Genomic DNA, 12,624 nt, shown 5'->3' with positions numbered 1-12,624 from the left:
CATTTTCATTGTGTTTTCTTTGTGTCATTTTTTTGTCGGAAATGTTCGGAAGGCCGAATTCAACTGCCCTCGAATCAGATCATCGCGTTGCTTCGCCGACAATCGTCGCTCCCGTTCCTTGATGTCTTGAATTCGCCAGCCATCCTCTAGCTTAGTCGCCACTTCAATCAAACGTTCCACATCATGGAAAGAATATTTACGCGAGCCACCTTTCGTCCGTTCAGGAAAGACGAGTTTTTTTTCTTCATAGTAACGGACTTGACGTTCTGAAAGTCCCGTCAGCTCTGTGACAACGCCCATTCCAATCACTTTTTTCGTTTTGTAGTCCACCTTTCCTCGCCTCCTTGTCTTAAAAAAAATATGTCAGATAATCTGACAAAATGCAATCCAGCACGAAATTTTCGTTTTACACTGAAGTCAACTTTTGGAAAGCACCTAAGAAAAAGGAGGACATGAACATGGAAGACATTCTCTATTATATGGACACGCTGTACGTACTCATCGCTGCATTGCTCGTATTGACGATGCAATTAGGATTCGGATTACTCGAGACAGGGACGCTCCGGGCGAAAAATGCCGGGCACGTCGCGGTCAAACAAATAATCAGCCTCTCTGTGGCGGCACTCGCTTTTTGGGCGGTCGGGTTCGGCCTCTCGTTCGGTGACGGGACGACTTGGTTTGGGACAGAAGGATTCTTCTTAAGCGGATCGTTCACAAGCCTCGACTGGGCGAACGTCTCCATCGACATCAAATTCTTATTCCAGTTATCATTCGTCGCAGTCTCCCTCGCGATCGCGTGGGGTGGATTTGCGGAACGGGCTAAGCTTTCTGCCTACGTTCTGTTCGGTATCTTCTTCGTTGCCATCCTCTACCCGATTGTCGCTCGCTCGGTTTGGGCTGGTGGCATGCTTGGGTCGATGGGTATGCAAGACTTCGCGGGTTCGGCGGTCGTTCACCTTCAAGGTGGGATGGCGGCGCTCATGGCGACCATCATCTTGAAACCACGTCGAAAGACGGAATCACTCGCTGGTCATAATCACGTCTTGACGGTCGTTGGTGGTCTTGTCCTTTGGCTTTGCTGGTTCGGATTCAATGCCGGCTCGACGATGTCGGTCGCTGACGGATTCTTCGGGTATGTCGCGTTGACGACGATGCTCGCCACGGCAGCTGGTGCGCTCGGTGCGCTCGCGGTCGTCATGCTTCATCGGAAGACGGCAGATATCCCGACCATCGTCAACGGGGTACTCGGGGCACTCGTCGCCATCACGGCAGCATGTGCGTTCGTCGAACCGTGGGCGGCCGTCATCATCGGCGCGCTCGCATCAGTCGCGACATACGGGACGAGCATCTTGATGGCGAAATATGTGGACGACCCATTATGCGCCTTTTCCGTTCACGGGGTCGCAGGGATCATCGGAACGCTCGCACTCGGTTTCTTCGCTTCTCCCCGACTCGTCGAGATCACAGGAATCGGGTCAGCCGGTCTCTTCTACGGCGGCGGGTTGACACAGCTTGGCGTACAGACACTCGGTGTATTGATCGCCATGGTCATCGCCGGTGGCGGAAGTTACGCTTTCTTAAAACTCCTTGACGTCACGATCGGTCTACGCGTCACGGAAGAACAAGAAGATGTCGGTCTCGACATTGCAGAGCACGGTGTATCGGCTTATGGTGAAACAAAAGCGCCGACAGAGAAACCAGGACGTCTCCCGAAAGTCCTCGGCTCGAGCGTGTCGGTCATGTCTCCAAAAAAATAATCGAGTCATGTGAGAAGGACATCCCGCACAGGATGTCCTTCTTTTATTTTAATCGACCTAAATAATAGCGAATGACCGTGATTGATAAAACGAATCCGACCGCCGCATCCCATGTCGCACCGAAAGCGATGGATGCTAGAACGAGAACGGTAGACTGGGCGATGAGCAATCGCATGGCCCACCAGGAATATCCTTCGATTCGTTCATCGCGTGTGACCGGTAACCAAGAAACGATGGAGACCGCCTCTAATCGCTTAAATAATGGGACGAGTTGTAACGCCGTCAAACCTACGAAGAGTGGCGTGACAAACCCTACATACCATCCCCCAGACATCCACATGACGATGAGCGCCACCACGGTCAAACGGAGAATCAAGTCAAGTGAGTCGTTCGAGCGCAAAATTCGGAGACCGTACACGTAGCGTGAAGCGTCCACTCGTCGCAGTACCCGTTTTTCTAAAAGTCGTGTCAAGAGCCGGCGTTCCCGAACCTCTTCTTTTGAGGTCGGCAAGTCGACGAACCAGCTGATCACCCGTTCAAACTGGGCTCGGCTTTTCTCTTCAAGCACCAACCAATGTAGGAGTGGAATTCGCTCATTTCGTTTCACATGTAAGAGAATGAACGGAGCGAGCGCCGGGACCCACGCCCATAATGTCCAATCGATCAATAATAGGACACCACTTCCAAACGCGAACGGTAAGATGAGCCATTCACGAACTCCCTCCACTTTCGCCAGACGCCCTGCAGCCGACAGCATGAGCATCGTCACGACGACAGCTAACACCTCGACGCCCGAATAGCTCTCTGTCCGTACGAGTAGCGGTAACAAGACGAGAAGGACGAGCAACCCACGTAACGCGGCAAAAGCGATATTAAACAAGCGCACCCCAATCATATAAGAACGAATCTCCCCTAATTCCGGAAGCAAAAATACTTGATCCGCATCTCGGATAAACGTTCGTGGACGATGGCCGAGTGGCATGATGAATAGGACCGCCGCGGCAATCCACACCCCCGGGAACGCCCCATCGACTCGCTCTAGGAAGTTGTTGTAAACGAACGCCCCATAAATCAAAGTGAAATAGAGTGTGAACAACAGTCCCCCGTTCGCGACGTATCGACTATATTTGACGACCTCTTCCATCCAACTGCCGAGTCTTGAAGTGAATCGATTCATGACGAACGCTCCTCCGACGCAATCGCCTCAACATAAATGTCATCGAGTGTCGCATCAGGAGACAGTTGATATTTTTCTCGCAGCTGCGCGGCCGTCCCGTTCGCGATGACGACCCCTTGATGGAGGAAGACGAATCGGTCGCAGTGCCGTTCTGCCGTTTCAAGGATATGGGTTGACATCAAGATCGCACAGTCTTGCTTATATTCATCAAATAGGCTGAGCAACTGACGAATCGCCAACGGGTCGAGACCGACGAACGGCTCATCGACAATCAAGAGAGGCGTCTTTGTGACGAGCGCACACAAGATCATCGCCTTTTGACGCATCCCTTTTGAAAAGACGGACGGGAACCACCCGAGCTGCTTCTCCATCCTCATTTCTTTTGCTAGACGTTTCGTACGTGCGGCCAGGTCATCCGGGTCTACATCATACGCTTTCCCCATCAATTCGATATGCTCTCGTAAGGTCAACGTCTCATACAAAATCGGTGTTTCCGGTATGTAACTCACTTTTTTACGATAGTTCTTTTCTGAAGAGCTCAATGTCTCCCCATCAATCTTGACCGTTCCAGACAGCGGTGACAACAAGCCTAAAATATGTTTGATTGTCGTTGATTTACCGGCCCCGTTTAGCCCTATCAAACCGACGAGCTCTCCTTTCCCTACTTCAAACGAGACGTTATGCAAAACTTGTTTACCAATATATCCGCCGTTCAATCGTTCGACGTGCAGCATGAAAACCACACCTTTCATTTTCAACTTTTTTTCGTGATATATGTTTTAAATGTTGTCACATGGGAATATTCTGAACTGTAAGGCATCATAAACATCAATACTTCCATTGTTTCACAAAATCGTTGTAAAGAACAATGGGCAAAAAGAGGAAGGAGAATGGTCATGGGGTTTATTCTTTATTTGATTATCGGGGGTATCATCGGTTGGTTAGCAGGATTGATTTTAGGTAAGGACGTACCAGGTGGAATCATTGGTAACATCATCGCAGGGATTATCGGAGCTTGGTTAGGGGGACTTATCTTCGGTGATTTCGGACCAGTCGTTGCAGATATCGCGATTGTCCCGGCTCTTATCGGTGCGATTATCCTAATCTTGATCGTATCGTTCGTCATGAAATCAATGCGCAAAAAATAATATGTATCGGAGGGGCTTCCACTATGGAATGTCCCTCTTTTTTCATTGAATCAACAAATATATGGCGCCCTCTCTCTCGATGAACTGCTTCTCGGTCTCCAGTCCAAAGAACGTGAAAACTGATTCGAAAAATGATTGACCGTAGTCCCACTCCGTTCCGAGTGGATGCTCCGATTTCTCTTTCGGTTCGCCGAGCAAGGCGATCATGTCGTCCGCCCGTTTATCGAGGTCGATTAAAATCGAGTCGGCCTTTCCATCTTTGAACGTGACAGTCAAACGTTCATAGTCCCACTTCTTTTCACGCTTTCCGACCGGTTCGCCGAGCGTTCCTTGAACCGTCTCATTCGATTTTCCGATCAAAGAATCGACCGTTTCGAGCGAGTGACCGGTTTGTGCTTCCACTTCGATCTCAATCAGTTCAGCACGTTTCAAATCGAATTGTCCGGCAATCGCTTCACTCGTTTCCGGCATGAGTGCATAGTCAAGGGATGTAGATGAGGTCAATTGAACGGTTTCTGTTTCAGAGACCGTTTCCCCACCCGTTGTCGCGATTGCTTTCACATCATACGTCCCGGGCATCTTCTCAAACGTGAGCACATCGTTCGCTTCATCGATTCGACCCACTTGTTGACCGTCGACCCAAATGTTCGTCAGCGGTACGTCTGAAGTCACATCGATTTGTTGAGGGAGCAACTCGATTCGATAGTCTGAAAAGCCGAAGCGACCTTCACCCGTGTCAATCAATCGAAACAACCCTTCTGCTTCCATGCCACTCGTTCGATTAGCACGGTCTTTCGCGACCTCTGCGATGGCCTCACCTCGAATAGATTTTTCATCGTTCAACCATCCCATGAATCGAAGAGACTCCGCTCGCGATAACGGCTCACCTTGATATTCTACCTTCTCTTCAAAGAAGGTACGGTCTTCTTCTAATAAGGCCTCTTTGAACATAACGTGTATGTGATCTTGCTCCGCTGCCGGCTTGTATGCATATATATAGAAGACAATGGCTCCAACTAAAATGATTAATACAGATGACATAAATAGTATCTTTGGATGACGCTCTTTTCTCTTGCTTCTCGTATACGGCATCTACCCACCTCCTTTCAAAATACATACCTATATTATAACGAGAATCAATCTCGTTTCATATCGTCCTTGCGCCCGAACTTCCGTGGTATGATGATTCTGAAACGAAAAAATGAATGGAGGAATCTCAATGCGAACTGACCCGAACTGTATTTTTTGCAAAATCGTCAACAATGAAATCCCCGCGCACAAAGTGTATGAAGACGATAAAGTCCTTGCTTTCCTCGACATATCACAAGTGACGAAAGGTCATACGCTCGTCATTCCAAAAGAGCATTTCAAAAACATTTATGAGCTCCCAGCGGATGTCGCAGCGGACGTCTTCAAACGCGTCCCGACCATCGCCAAAGCAATTCAACGTGAAACGGGAGCAATCGGCATGAACGTCTTGTCCAATGCAGAAGAAATTGCAGGACAAACCGTCTACCATTTCCATATTCATTTGATTCCTCGCTACGGGAGCGAAGACGGATTCGGTGCAAAGTGGATCGCACAAAACGACGCCTTCACGAAAGAGGAACTTGCAACCCTCGCATCAAACATCCATGCACAATTTTAAAAGAGAGAACCGTCATCGCTTGACGGTTCTCTCTTTATGATTGATTGATTGAGTCGCGGTGACGCTTCCGCTCTTCTTCCAATTGTGCTCGCTCGACCTGAAGCTTGATTGCCACCTCATACAGCTGTTGGCGCGTCTTGACAGATGTCGCTTGTTCAAATTCTTTCCTTAACTCAGTTAGACGGGCATCTATTTCAAGCATCCGCTTTTCTCGAATCGAATTTTCGCGCGCCTGTTCCGTTTGTTTCGACGCTTCGTACCCCGCCTCTAGTGTGTTCATAATGGATTCGGCCCAAGTGTCATCTCCCAGTCGTTTAGCAGCAAGGTACAAGTCAAGCATATCATCTACCCAACGCTCCGCTTTCTCCACTGAGGATCACCTTCCTTTACCCGTATTTTAAAATAAAATGATTTTTCGGTCAAAAATGAATGTTCTGAAAAATTTTATTTGCGATATAGGTTTTTAATCACTCTTTTTTGGTAAAATAATATGAAAAGAATGTAATTCTGAATATCCAAGCTTGAGGAGGGGAATGAATTGTCGAGTCGCCAACGTCGAGATTGGGTCGCTTTCGGCTTTGTTTTAGCATTTTTAGGAGTCGCTACATTTAAGAAACTGGCACGAGGAACTGGAAACGATGCCGCTGCCCAACAACATCGGGCATCCACAATCACTACGCTAAAAGAACAATTCGGGAATGTGGCGAAACATGCATCACACGTTGCCGCCGCAGGAAAGCTACAAGGTAAAGAACTGACTGATCAAGTGAAGGTCGAAGTCGAACGCTATCAACAAGACATTCAGCCTTCAGTCGAGCGCATCCAAGGGAACCTCCAGGAACTCTCGAACGTACAGTCTGCTATGACTGACAAACCCGTCAATCCAACACAATAAGTGTTTGAAGACATCGTCCGTCGATTACATGTGATTTTTTATCCGGAAAGGATGGATCGAGATGGAACACGAAAAAGAATTCACTGGCCCTGAGGCCATGCTCTATAGCCATAAAATCATTCAATTGAGTAAGGCTTTGTGGAAAACCGTCGAAAAAGACTGGCAAAACTGGATCAAACCGTTCGACTTGAATATTAATGAGCATCATATTTTATGGATTGCCCACGCTTTAGGTGGTGCCTCCATCTCTGAGATCGCTAAATATGGCGTCATGCACGTCTCAACCGCCTTTAACTTCTCAAAGAAGTTAGAGGACCGTGGATTACTTACGTTTTCTAAAAAAGAGACGGACAAACGAAACACGTACGTCCAATTGACTCCTGAAGGAGAATCGTTGTTACTTGAAACGATTCATGCATTTGACCCGGAAGGAAACGGAGTGTTCCGTGCCTCCCTTCCGCTTCAAGAACTCTATGGAAAATTCCCAGACTTGACAGACATGACGGCCATCGTACGTCGCTTGTATGGGGACAACTTCATGGATATCTTTGCGGAGACATCAAAAATGATCACAGAAGAAGCAGGTAGACGCCCTGATGAGGATGAGCTCAGTCAAGAAGCTTGACCTGCCGATAAAGTGGCTCGGTCACATCCAACTCGATTCTTTGACGGACGCATGCCTCTAGAATCGTTTTTGCGTCGAGTCTCGCATCTAGCATACCTACGAAATGAACGAGTAACGGCTCTATGGACGTATATCCATAGCGCAATTGCTCGTTTTGTCGTGTTCGAACCTCTTCAATCAGTTGAAAAAACGACTTGACCTCTTGCTTCGTCAGATTCGCTCGAATCACTTCATATTCAAAGGGACGGTCCGTCCAATCGACAATTTCAAGCAAAATTTTCAGCTGATATGATAAATGCTCGACCTTCTCTTCTAGTGACACTTCCCTCACCCCATCATTTCACATTCTATTACATCATTATACGACAGGATTGTGTGCTATGATACTGTACAGACAAGAGAACAGCTGTCATCATTAGGAAAATGTGATATAGTCGGACTTAGAAACTTTCAAAGAATTATTAGGGGTGGAATACATGTCAAACGGAATGACAAACGAACCAAAAAAGCAAGATAAAAAATTCTCAACCGGCGCTCTCGTCGGTGCATCTGCACTCGCACTGATTATCGGAGCTGGCGGTACGTACGCTGCAACGAACGTAGGTGGCGGTGAGTCAGATAGCTCAGCAGTCGTCACATATAAAGGCGGCGAAATCACACGCGGTGAAATCGCGGATATGAGTTACGACCGTATGGTGCCGCAACTCGCATTCCAAGAGACGATGAATGCACTTCTTGAAAAGGAATACGGGGACCAAGTCGCTCAAGAAAAAGTAGACGAAGAGTTCAGCAAGACAGAAGAACAATTTAACTCGGAAGAAGAATTCGAGCAGGCGATTCAACAAGCCGGCATGAGTGGCACAGATGAGTTCAAAGAGGCGCTTCGCGGACAGATGCTTGTCGACGCTGCAAAATCTGAGCTTGTCGATGTGACGGATGAAGACATCGAGGCACAATTCGCTAAAGAGAACGTGGAAGTGGAAGCAAGCCACATCCTCGTTGAGTCAGAGGAAGAAGCACAAGACATCATCAAACAGTTGAATGACGGTGCGGACTTCGCAGAACTTGCGAAAGAGAAGTCGACAGACACAGGTTCAGGTGAAAAAGGTGGAGAGCTCGGTTACTTCTCTGCCGGCGCGATGGTACCTGAATTCGAAGAATACTCATTTAGAGAAGACGTCGTCGGGAAAATCTCGGAGCCCGTCCAATCTCAATTCGGTTTCCACGTCATCAAAGTGACAGACCGTAAAGAAAAAGACTTGAAACTCGAGGACGAGAAAGACCGCATTCGTGAAGAGTTGGCGGCTGAAAAATCGGCTTCTGTTGATGCGAACAAAATTTATGCAGAGTTGATTGAAAAATACAACGTTGACGTAAAAGATGCAAAAGCAGAACAACAATTTGACGCGGTGAAAGAAGCGATCAAAAACGCAGACGAGTCTTCTGAAGAATCGACTGAACAGTAATGAGAAAGGGGCACTCCAGCAATGGAGTCCCCCTTTTTTTTGTGACCATATTCCATTATAGCTTCGGACGATAGAAGGCCCGATTATCGAGTGCCATAATCCGTTCTGTGAACGTCCCCGGCTCAACGCCTTCATACGCTTTCTCGAACATGTTCATCCGCGCATCGATGTTATCGATATAGAACAACATCTCGGCTTCAGGCAGCTGTGGCGTATTCGCAGAACCCCATTCCGGTTTACCGTGATGACTCAAGACGAGGTGTTGCAACAGCGTCGTCACTTCACGGTTCGTTCCAAGTTCTCGGGAGATGACTTCAATCTCCGATGCCATGAGTGACAGATGACCGAGTAATTTCCCTTCGAGCGTGTACTCCGGTGTGATCGCATCGGATAATTCAATCACCTTCGCCAAATCATGTAAGATCACGCCGGCAACTAACAGGTCCCGGTTCAATGACGGATACAGTTCACACATCGTATCGGCAAGCTTCAACATCGACATCACATGAAATGCAAGTCCAGAATAGACCGCATGGTGGTGCCGAACGGCTGCCGGGTACGTGAAGTATGCCTCTTCATGACGATTGACAACTTCTTCGACGAGACGGCGAACTTCATCATGTTGAAGGGAGGCGATGAATCCACGAATCGTCGTCTCGAGCTCTGATTTCGGTACAGGAGCTGAGCGGACGTACGGCGCGATATCTACTTCTTGTTCAATGATTGAAATTTGCTTCAACTTCAACTGGGTGCGCCCGCGATAGTCCATCACTTCACCGGCAGCATGGACGATTTTTTTCGTCGCATATTTTTCGGTATCCGCACTATCCCATAGTTTCGTTTCGATTTCGCCACTCTCGTCGCATAGGATTAATGTTAAATAAGGTTTCCCGTTGCCGGCAAGTCCCTTATACGATTGTTTAATCATGACATATTGGTCTAGCGTGTCGCCCACTTTGAGCTGACCGATTTTTGTTGTCAATAAAAGCACCTCTCTCTTATTCAATACCTTCATCTTATCGAAAGTTTGCGACAGATGCCAACATTCCTGACAATTTGGGAATACTATCAATATAGTGAATTGGAGGAATAGATGATGGAATGGGATTGGTATACACGACCGGAAGACTATATTCATGTTGATCAGCGATATGCCCAAGCCTATTCGTATTGGCTCGAGCAGTTGACGACCGCAAACGTCACAAAAATCGTGGTCGAGAATGGATATATGTATGGTTCACTCACGCTCGACTATGAACAGTTAGAACGGGAGCCACAAAAAATTGGACATTACTTTATCGGACCTGATTTTTTATGGACAATCGGGTTCGATGATTTACATCATGAGTCCATTCTCGCCAAACAATGTGATTCTCCGATCGAGGCGTTTTATGAGTTGCTTGCCGAACGGATGAACAACTACTTTCATGGCATCGATGAATTTGAAGAACGTTTGATGGCAGCTCAGCGTGAAATGACGGGACAAGTTCCCGCTACGTTCATGAATGAGATTTTTGGTCTTCGCAGTGAGATTGAACGGTGGTCCGATACGGTCACCCCATATAAGGAACTTGTCATGGCGGGACGGGAGGCTTTTTTAACGATTGATTTACAGCAACTGAAATCGTATCAACTTGCCGATTATCGAGTCAGTCGATTGCTGACACTCATCAACCATTATCAAGAAGACGTGATTGCGATGACAGACCTCGCCTCCACCCTGTCGAACTTCCGGGGGAACGAAATCATGAAGGCCCTTACCGTCTTCACAGCACTGACGACTCCTGTCGTTGCATTCGGTGCGGTTTGGGGAATGAACTTCAAACATATGCCTGAACTGGAATGGCCGCTCGGATATGGATTCGCCTGGCTCATGATCCTTCTCTTCACGCTCATCATCCAAGTGTGGCTGAAACGAAAGAATTGGATCGGGTCATTGCTACAGTTTCCAAATCAAACGACTTCGACGAAACATCGGGCAAAAACAAAATTCTCAAAAAACGAACAAAAGTTCGGTATAATGAAAGAAAAGTGATTCACATAAGAAAGGTGATGTTATGGAACGACTCATCATTCATGTGGACATGGACGCCTTTTACGCTTCTGTCGAACAGCGTGACCATCCTAACTTACGAGGAAAACCCGTTATCGTCGGAGGTCCACCCCACAACCGTGGAGTCGTCGCAACTTGTTCATATGAAGCGAGAAAGTATGGCGTACACAGCGCAATGTCATCACGTCGCGCTTTTGCCTTATGTCCCCATGCGACGTTCGTTAAACCACGGTTTCAAGCCTATCGACAAGTCAGCGCACAAGTGATGGAGATTTTTAAGTCGGTCACACCACTTGTCGAACCACTCTCGCTCGATGAGGCGTATCTCGACGTGACAGAAAACGCGTTATTGAGCACATCCGGTCCCTTTATTGCCCGGTATATATTAGGCGAGATTAAGCGTCGCACCGGTCTCACCGCGTCTGCCGGGGTCGCACCATCAAAGTTTGTCGCGAAAATTGCTTCGGGATTTGAGAAACCAAATGGCCTTACGGTCGTCTCGGTTGATGAAGTGTCAGATTTTCTCGCCCCCCTTTCCATCGAAGCGATGCACGGCGTCGGGAAAGTGACCGCCCAAACGCTTCATAAGAGCGGATACCATACAATCCGTGATTTACAATCAGCCCGTCCCGAACAATTGAAAGCCATCTTTGGACACGATCGTGGGCAACAACTGTATGAACTGGCACATGGACGAGATACGCGTCCCGTCGTCGCCACACGGGAACGTAAGTCAATCGGGTCGGAGACGACGTTCGCATTTGACATCGATGACCCGGAAGAAGTGTTCGAACGGGTCATTCCGGAGATGGAAGACGTCCTGCGTCAGCTCGATCGCCGTGAGCTGAGCTGTCAAACGGTCACCATCAAATTAAAGACGAGCGAATTTCAGGCTCGGAGTCATCAAATCAAATTAAATCACCCGACGCATGACCATGATGAAATTCGTAAATTAGCTAGACGCCTCTTCGATGAGATGAACGTCACCGAGCCCGTCCGTCTGATTGGACTGACCGTATCCGATTTGCTTCCGCGAATCGAATCGACACGTCAACTGACTTTCGATGAACTGACGAAACCTTCTCTTGAAGAATGAATGACCATTCATTACAATGAGGAAAAGGGGGTCGTGTGAATGGAGACATACACGGTGACAGGATTTGAGAATGATGGCACGCTCGTATTGAATGAAATGTTCGAAGCGAGCGATGATCAGTCTGCCAAACAACAAGGACTCGACATGCTTCGCGCTGCTGGACATGAGCATAAAGGGGCACGCATCACTCGGCGCGGAGAGCTAATTTATTTCGAGCGTTGCAAATTACCGGGGAAATTGAAAGGAACGGCATCCTAAAAAAAAGTAGGCCAGGACATCCATTGTCCTGACCTACTTTTTTGACGTAGCGACGATTTCAACAAAAGAACGGATGGCTCGAAAGCCATCCGTTCATCACATCTTATTGAACTTCGTTTTCGTTCACCATCGGCGCATAAAGCTCTTCAAGTGGCTTCATGATGATTTTCGTCACTTCTGTGACGAGTTGGTGCATGCGTTGCTCTTCTTGCATGAGCTCCATGATCAATTCGTTCTGTTGAACGTTCATCATTCTCGTTTGCGCATCCATCATTTCTTGCTCAGAGATTTCCTCTCCTTGCATCTGCTTTTGTTGAAGCGTCATTTGGATGTTACGGAAGTCAGCGAACAACTGGTTCGCTTCCGCATCCGCATTGACACGATCGTATAAAGAAGAGAGTGTTGTGAACTCTTCAGAATCGCGAAGTGCTTTCTCCAATTGGTAAGCTTGGTCGTACAAGTTTGTTTGTGACATGTAACGTCCTCCTAAATGCTATTAGG

The 12,624-nt window shown here is 47.7% G+C and carries 17 protein-coding genes; 9 read left to right on the top strand and 8 right to left on the bottom strand.

From position 1 onward, the window contains the following. Positions 1-24: 24 nt before the first annotated feature. Complete coding sequence (locus tag KNP00_RS10530; protein ID WP_338082278.1) at positions 25-330, bottom strand: MerR family transcriptional regulator; 306 nt, start codon at positions 328-330, stop codon at positions 25-27. A gap of 122 nt (positions 331-452) precedes the next feature. Here KNP00_RS10530 and KNP00_RS10525 point away from each other — a divergent pair, with 122 nt between their 5' ends. After that, on the top strand, positions 453-1,757 hold the full coding sequence (locus KNP00_RS10525; protein ID WP_240542837.1) for an ammonium transporter: 1,305 nt from the start codon (positions 453-455) through the stop codon (positions 1,755-1,757). Positions 1,758-1,800: 43 nt separating this feature from the next. Here KNP00_RS10525 and KNP00_RS10520 read toward each other — a convergent pair whose 3' ends face one another. Together KNP00_RS10520 and KNP00_RS10515 are read right to left on the bottom strand one after the other, a co-directional pair. Beyond that, the gene (locus tag KNP00_RS10520; RefSeq protein WP_215144952.1) at positions 1,801-2,934 is read right to left on the bottom strand and encodes an ABC transporter permease; all 1,134 of its coding nucleotides are present in this window, start codon (positions 2,932-2,934) and stop codon (positions 1,801-1,803) included. Beyond that, a complete protein-coding gene (locus tag KNP00_RS10515; RefSeq protein ID WP_240542836.1) occupies positions 2,931-3,668 on the bottom strand; it encodes an ABC transporter ATP-binding protein in 738 nt (245 codons plus the stop codon). The genes KNP00_RS10520 and KNP00_RS10515 overlap by 4 nt, the downstream gene beginning before the upstream one ends. A gap of 162 nt (positions 3,669-3,830) precedes the next feature. Between KNP00_RS10515 and KNP00_RS10510 the strand changes: the two genes are divergently transcribed. Next, entirely contained in the window at positions 3,831-4,082 is a 252-nt protein-coding gene (locus KNP00_RS10510; protein ID WP_215144950.1) for a GlsB/YeaQ/YmgE family stress response membrane protein, read from the top strand. A gap of 42 nt (positions 4,083-4,124) precedes the next feature. Here KNP00_RS10510 and KNP00_RS10505 read toward each other — a convergent pair whose 3' ends face one another. Further along, the gene (locus KNP00_RS10505) at positions 4,125-5,174 is read right to left on the bottom strand and encodes a zinc ribbon domain-containing protein (RefSeq protein ID WP_215144948.1); all 1,050 of its coding nucleotides are present in this window, start codon (positions 5,172-5,174) and stop codon (positions 4,125-4,127) included. Positions 5,175-5,301: 127 nt separating this feature from the next. Here KNP00_RS10505 and KNP00_RS10500 point away from each other — a divergent pair, with 127 nt between their 5' ends. Beyond that, complete coding sequence (locus KNP00_RS10500; protein ID WP_215144946.1) at positions 5,302-5,730, top strand: HIT family protein; 429 nt, start codon at positions 5,302-5,304, stop codon at positions 5,728-5,730. Between the two features lie 34 nt (positions 5,731-5,764). On the opposite strand, the gene KNP00_RS10495 is transcribed toward KNP00_RS10500, so the two are convergent. Continuing rightward, the gene (locus tag KNP00_RS10495) at positions 5,765-6,100 is read right to left on the bottom strand and encodes a hypothetical protein (RefSeq protein WP_215144944.1); all 336 of its coding nucleotides are present in this window, start codon (positions 6,098-6,100) and stop codon (positions 5,765-5,767) included. Positions 6,101-6,268: 168 nt separating this feature from the next. Between KNP00_RS10495 and KNP00_RS10490 the strand changes: the two genes are divergently transcribed. Further along, entirely contained in the window at positions 6,269-6,625 is a 357-nt protein-coding gene (locus KNP00_RS10490) for a hypothetical protein (RefSeq protein WP_215144942.1), read from the top strand. A gap of 61 nt (positions 6,626-6,686) precedes the next feature. After that, positions 6,687-7,250, top strand: a complete 564-nt coding sequence (locus KNP00_RS10485) for an HTH-type transcriptional regulator Hpr (RefSeq protein WP_015880933.1) — start codon at positions 6,687-6,689, stop codon at positions 7,248-7,250. On the opposite strand, the gene KNP00_RS10480 is transcribed toward KNP00_RS10485, so the two are convergent. Further along, positions 7,234-7,572 carry a DUF1878 family protein gene (locus tag KNP00_RS10480; protein ID WP_338082277.1) on the bottom strand — a complete coding sequence of 113 codons (339 nt, stop codon included), beginning with the start codon at positions 7,570-7,572 and terminating at the stop codon, positions 7,234-7,236. The genes KNP00_RS10485 and KNP00_RS10480 overlap by 17 nt on opposite strands. Before the next feature lie 154 nt (positions 7,573-7,726). Between KNP00_RS10480 and KNP00_RS10475 the strand changes: the two genes are divergently transcribed. Then, on the top strand, positions 7,727-8,716 hold the full coding sequence (locus KNP00_RS10475) for a peptidylprolyl isomerase (RefSeq protein ID WP_215144938.1): 990 nt from the start codon (positions 7,727-7,729) through the stop codon (positions 8,714-8,716). A gap of 55 nt (positions 8,717-8,771) precedes the next feature. On the opposite strand, the gene KNP00_RS10470 is transcribed toward KNP00_RS10475, so the two are convergent. Continuing rightward, positions 8,772-9,731 carry an HD domain-containing protein gene (locus tag KNP00_RS10470; protein WP_215144936.1) on the bottom strand — a complete coding sequence of 320 codons (960 nt, stop codon included), beginning with the start codon at positions 9,729-9,731 and terminating at the stop codon, positions 8,772-8,774. Positions 9,732-9,812: 81 nt separating this feature from the next. Here KNP00_RS10470 and KNP00_RS10465 point away from each other — a divergent pair, with 81 nt between their 5' ends. Genes KNP00_RS10465 through KNP00_RS10455 form a run of 3 tightly spaced genes read left to right on the top strand, consistent with a single transcriptional unit; the run spans position 9,813 to position 12,123 of the window. Beyond that, a complete protein-coding gene (locus KNP00_RS10465) occupies positions 9,813-10,751 on the top strand; it encodes a CorA family divalent cation transporter (protein ID WP_215144934.1) in 939 nt (312 codons plus the stop codon). Positions 10,752-10,773: 22 nt separating this feature from the next. Continuing rightward, positions 10,774-11,865: a DNA polymerase IV gene (gene dinB / locus KNP00_RS10460; RefSeq protein ID WP_215144931.1), complete on the top strand. Its 1,092-nt coding sequence runs from the start codon at positions 10,774-10,776 to the stop codon at positions 11,863-11,865. 39 nt (positions 11,866-11,904) lie between these two features. After that, complete coding sequence (locus KNP00_RS10455; RefSeq protein ID WP_215144924.1) at positions 11,905-12,123, top strand: YhzD family protein; 219 nt, start codon at positions 11,905-11,907, stop codon at positions 12,121-12,123. A gap of 103 nt (positions 12,124-12,226) precedes the next feature. On the opposite strand, the gene KNP00_RS10450 is transcribed toward KNP00_RS10455, so the two are convergent. Further along, positions 12,227-12,598: a YlbF/YmcA family competence regulator gene (locus KNP00_RS10450; RefSeq protein WP_215144922.1), complete on the bottom strand. Its 372-nt coding sequence runs from the start codon at positions 12,596-12,598 to the stop codon at positions 12,227-12,229. Positions 12,599-12,624: the final 26 nt, after the last annotated feature.

Origin of the sequence: Exiguobacterium qingdaonense (genome assembly GCF_018617855.1) — a bacterium.
Lineage (GTDB): Bacteria > Bacillota > Bacilli > Exiguobacteriales > Exiguobacteriaceae > Exiguobacterium > Exiguobacterium qingdaonense.
Note: the sequence above shows the minus strand (reverse complement) of the source record. Positions and strands in the feature narration are given on the sequence as shown.

Coding starts and splice junctions, on each gene's coding strand:
- KNP00_RS10515 (WP_240542836.1), bottom strand. CDS start 3,668: ATGCTGCACGTCGAACGATTGAACGGCGGATATATTGGTAAACAAGTT.
- KNP00_RS10450 (WP_215144922.1), bottom strand. CDS start 12,598: ATGTCACAAACAAACTTGTACGACCAAGCTTACCAATTGGAGAAAGCA.
- KNP00_RS10455 (WP_215144924.1), top strand. CDS start 11,905: ATGGAGACATACACGGTGACAGGATTTGAGAATGATGGCACGCTCGTA.
- KNP00_RS10505 (WP_215144948.1), bottom strand. CDS start 5,174: ATGCCGTATACGAGAAGCAAGAGAAAAGAGCGTCATCCAAAGATACTA.
- dinB (WP_215144931.1), top strand. CDS start 10,774: ATGGAACGACTCATCATTCATGTGGACATGGACGCCTTTTACGCTTCT.
- KNP00_RS10465 (WP_215144934.1), top strand. CDS start 9,813: ATGGAATGGGATTGGTATACACGACCGGAAGACTATATTCATGTTGAT.
- KNP00_RS10500 (WP_215144946.1), top strand. CDS start 5,302: ATGCGAACTGACCCGAACTGTATTTTTTGCAAAATCGTCAACAATGAA.
- KNP00_RS10475 (WP_215144938.1), top strand. CDS start 7,727: ATGTCAAACGGAATGACAAACGAACCAAAAAAGCAAGATAAAAAATTC.
- KNP00_RS10525 (WP_240542837.1), top strand. CDS start 453: ATGAACATGGAAGACATTCTCTATTATATGGACACGCTGTACGTACTC.
- KNP00_RS10470 (WP_215144936.1), bottom strand. CDS start 9,731: ATGAAGGTATTGAATAAGAGAGAGGTGCTTTTATTGACAACAAAAATC.
- KNP00_RS10510 (WP_215144950.1), top strand. CDS start 3,831: ATGGGGTTTATTCTTTATTTGATTATCGGGGGTATCATCGGTTGGTTA.
- KNP00_RS10485 (WP_015880933.1), top strand. CDS start 6,687: ATGGAACACGAAAAAGAATTCACTGGCCCTGAGGCCATGCTCTATAGC.
- KNP00_RS10520 (WP_215144952.1), bottom strand. CDS start 2,934: ATGAATCGATTCACTTCAAGACTCGGCAGTTGGATGGAAGAGGTCGTC.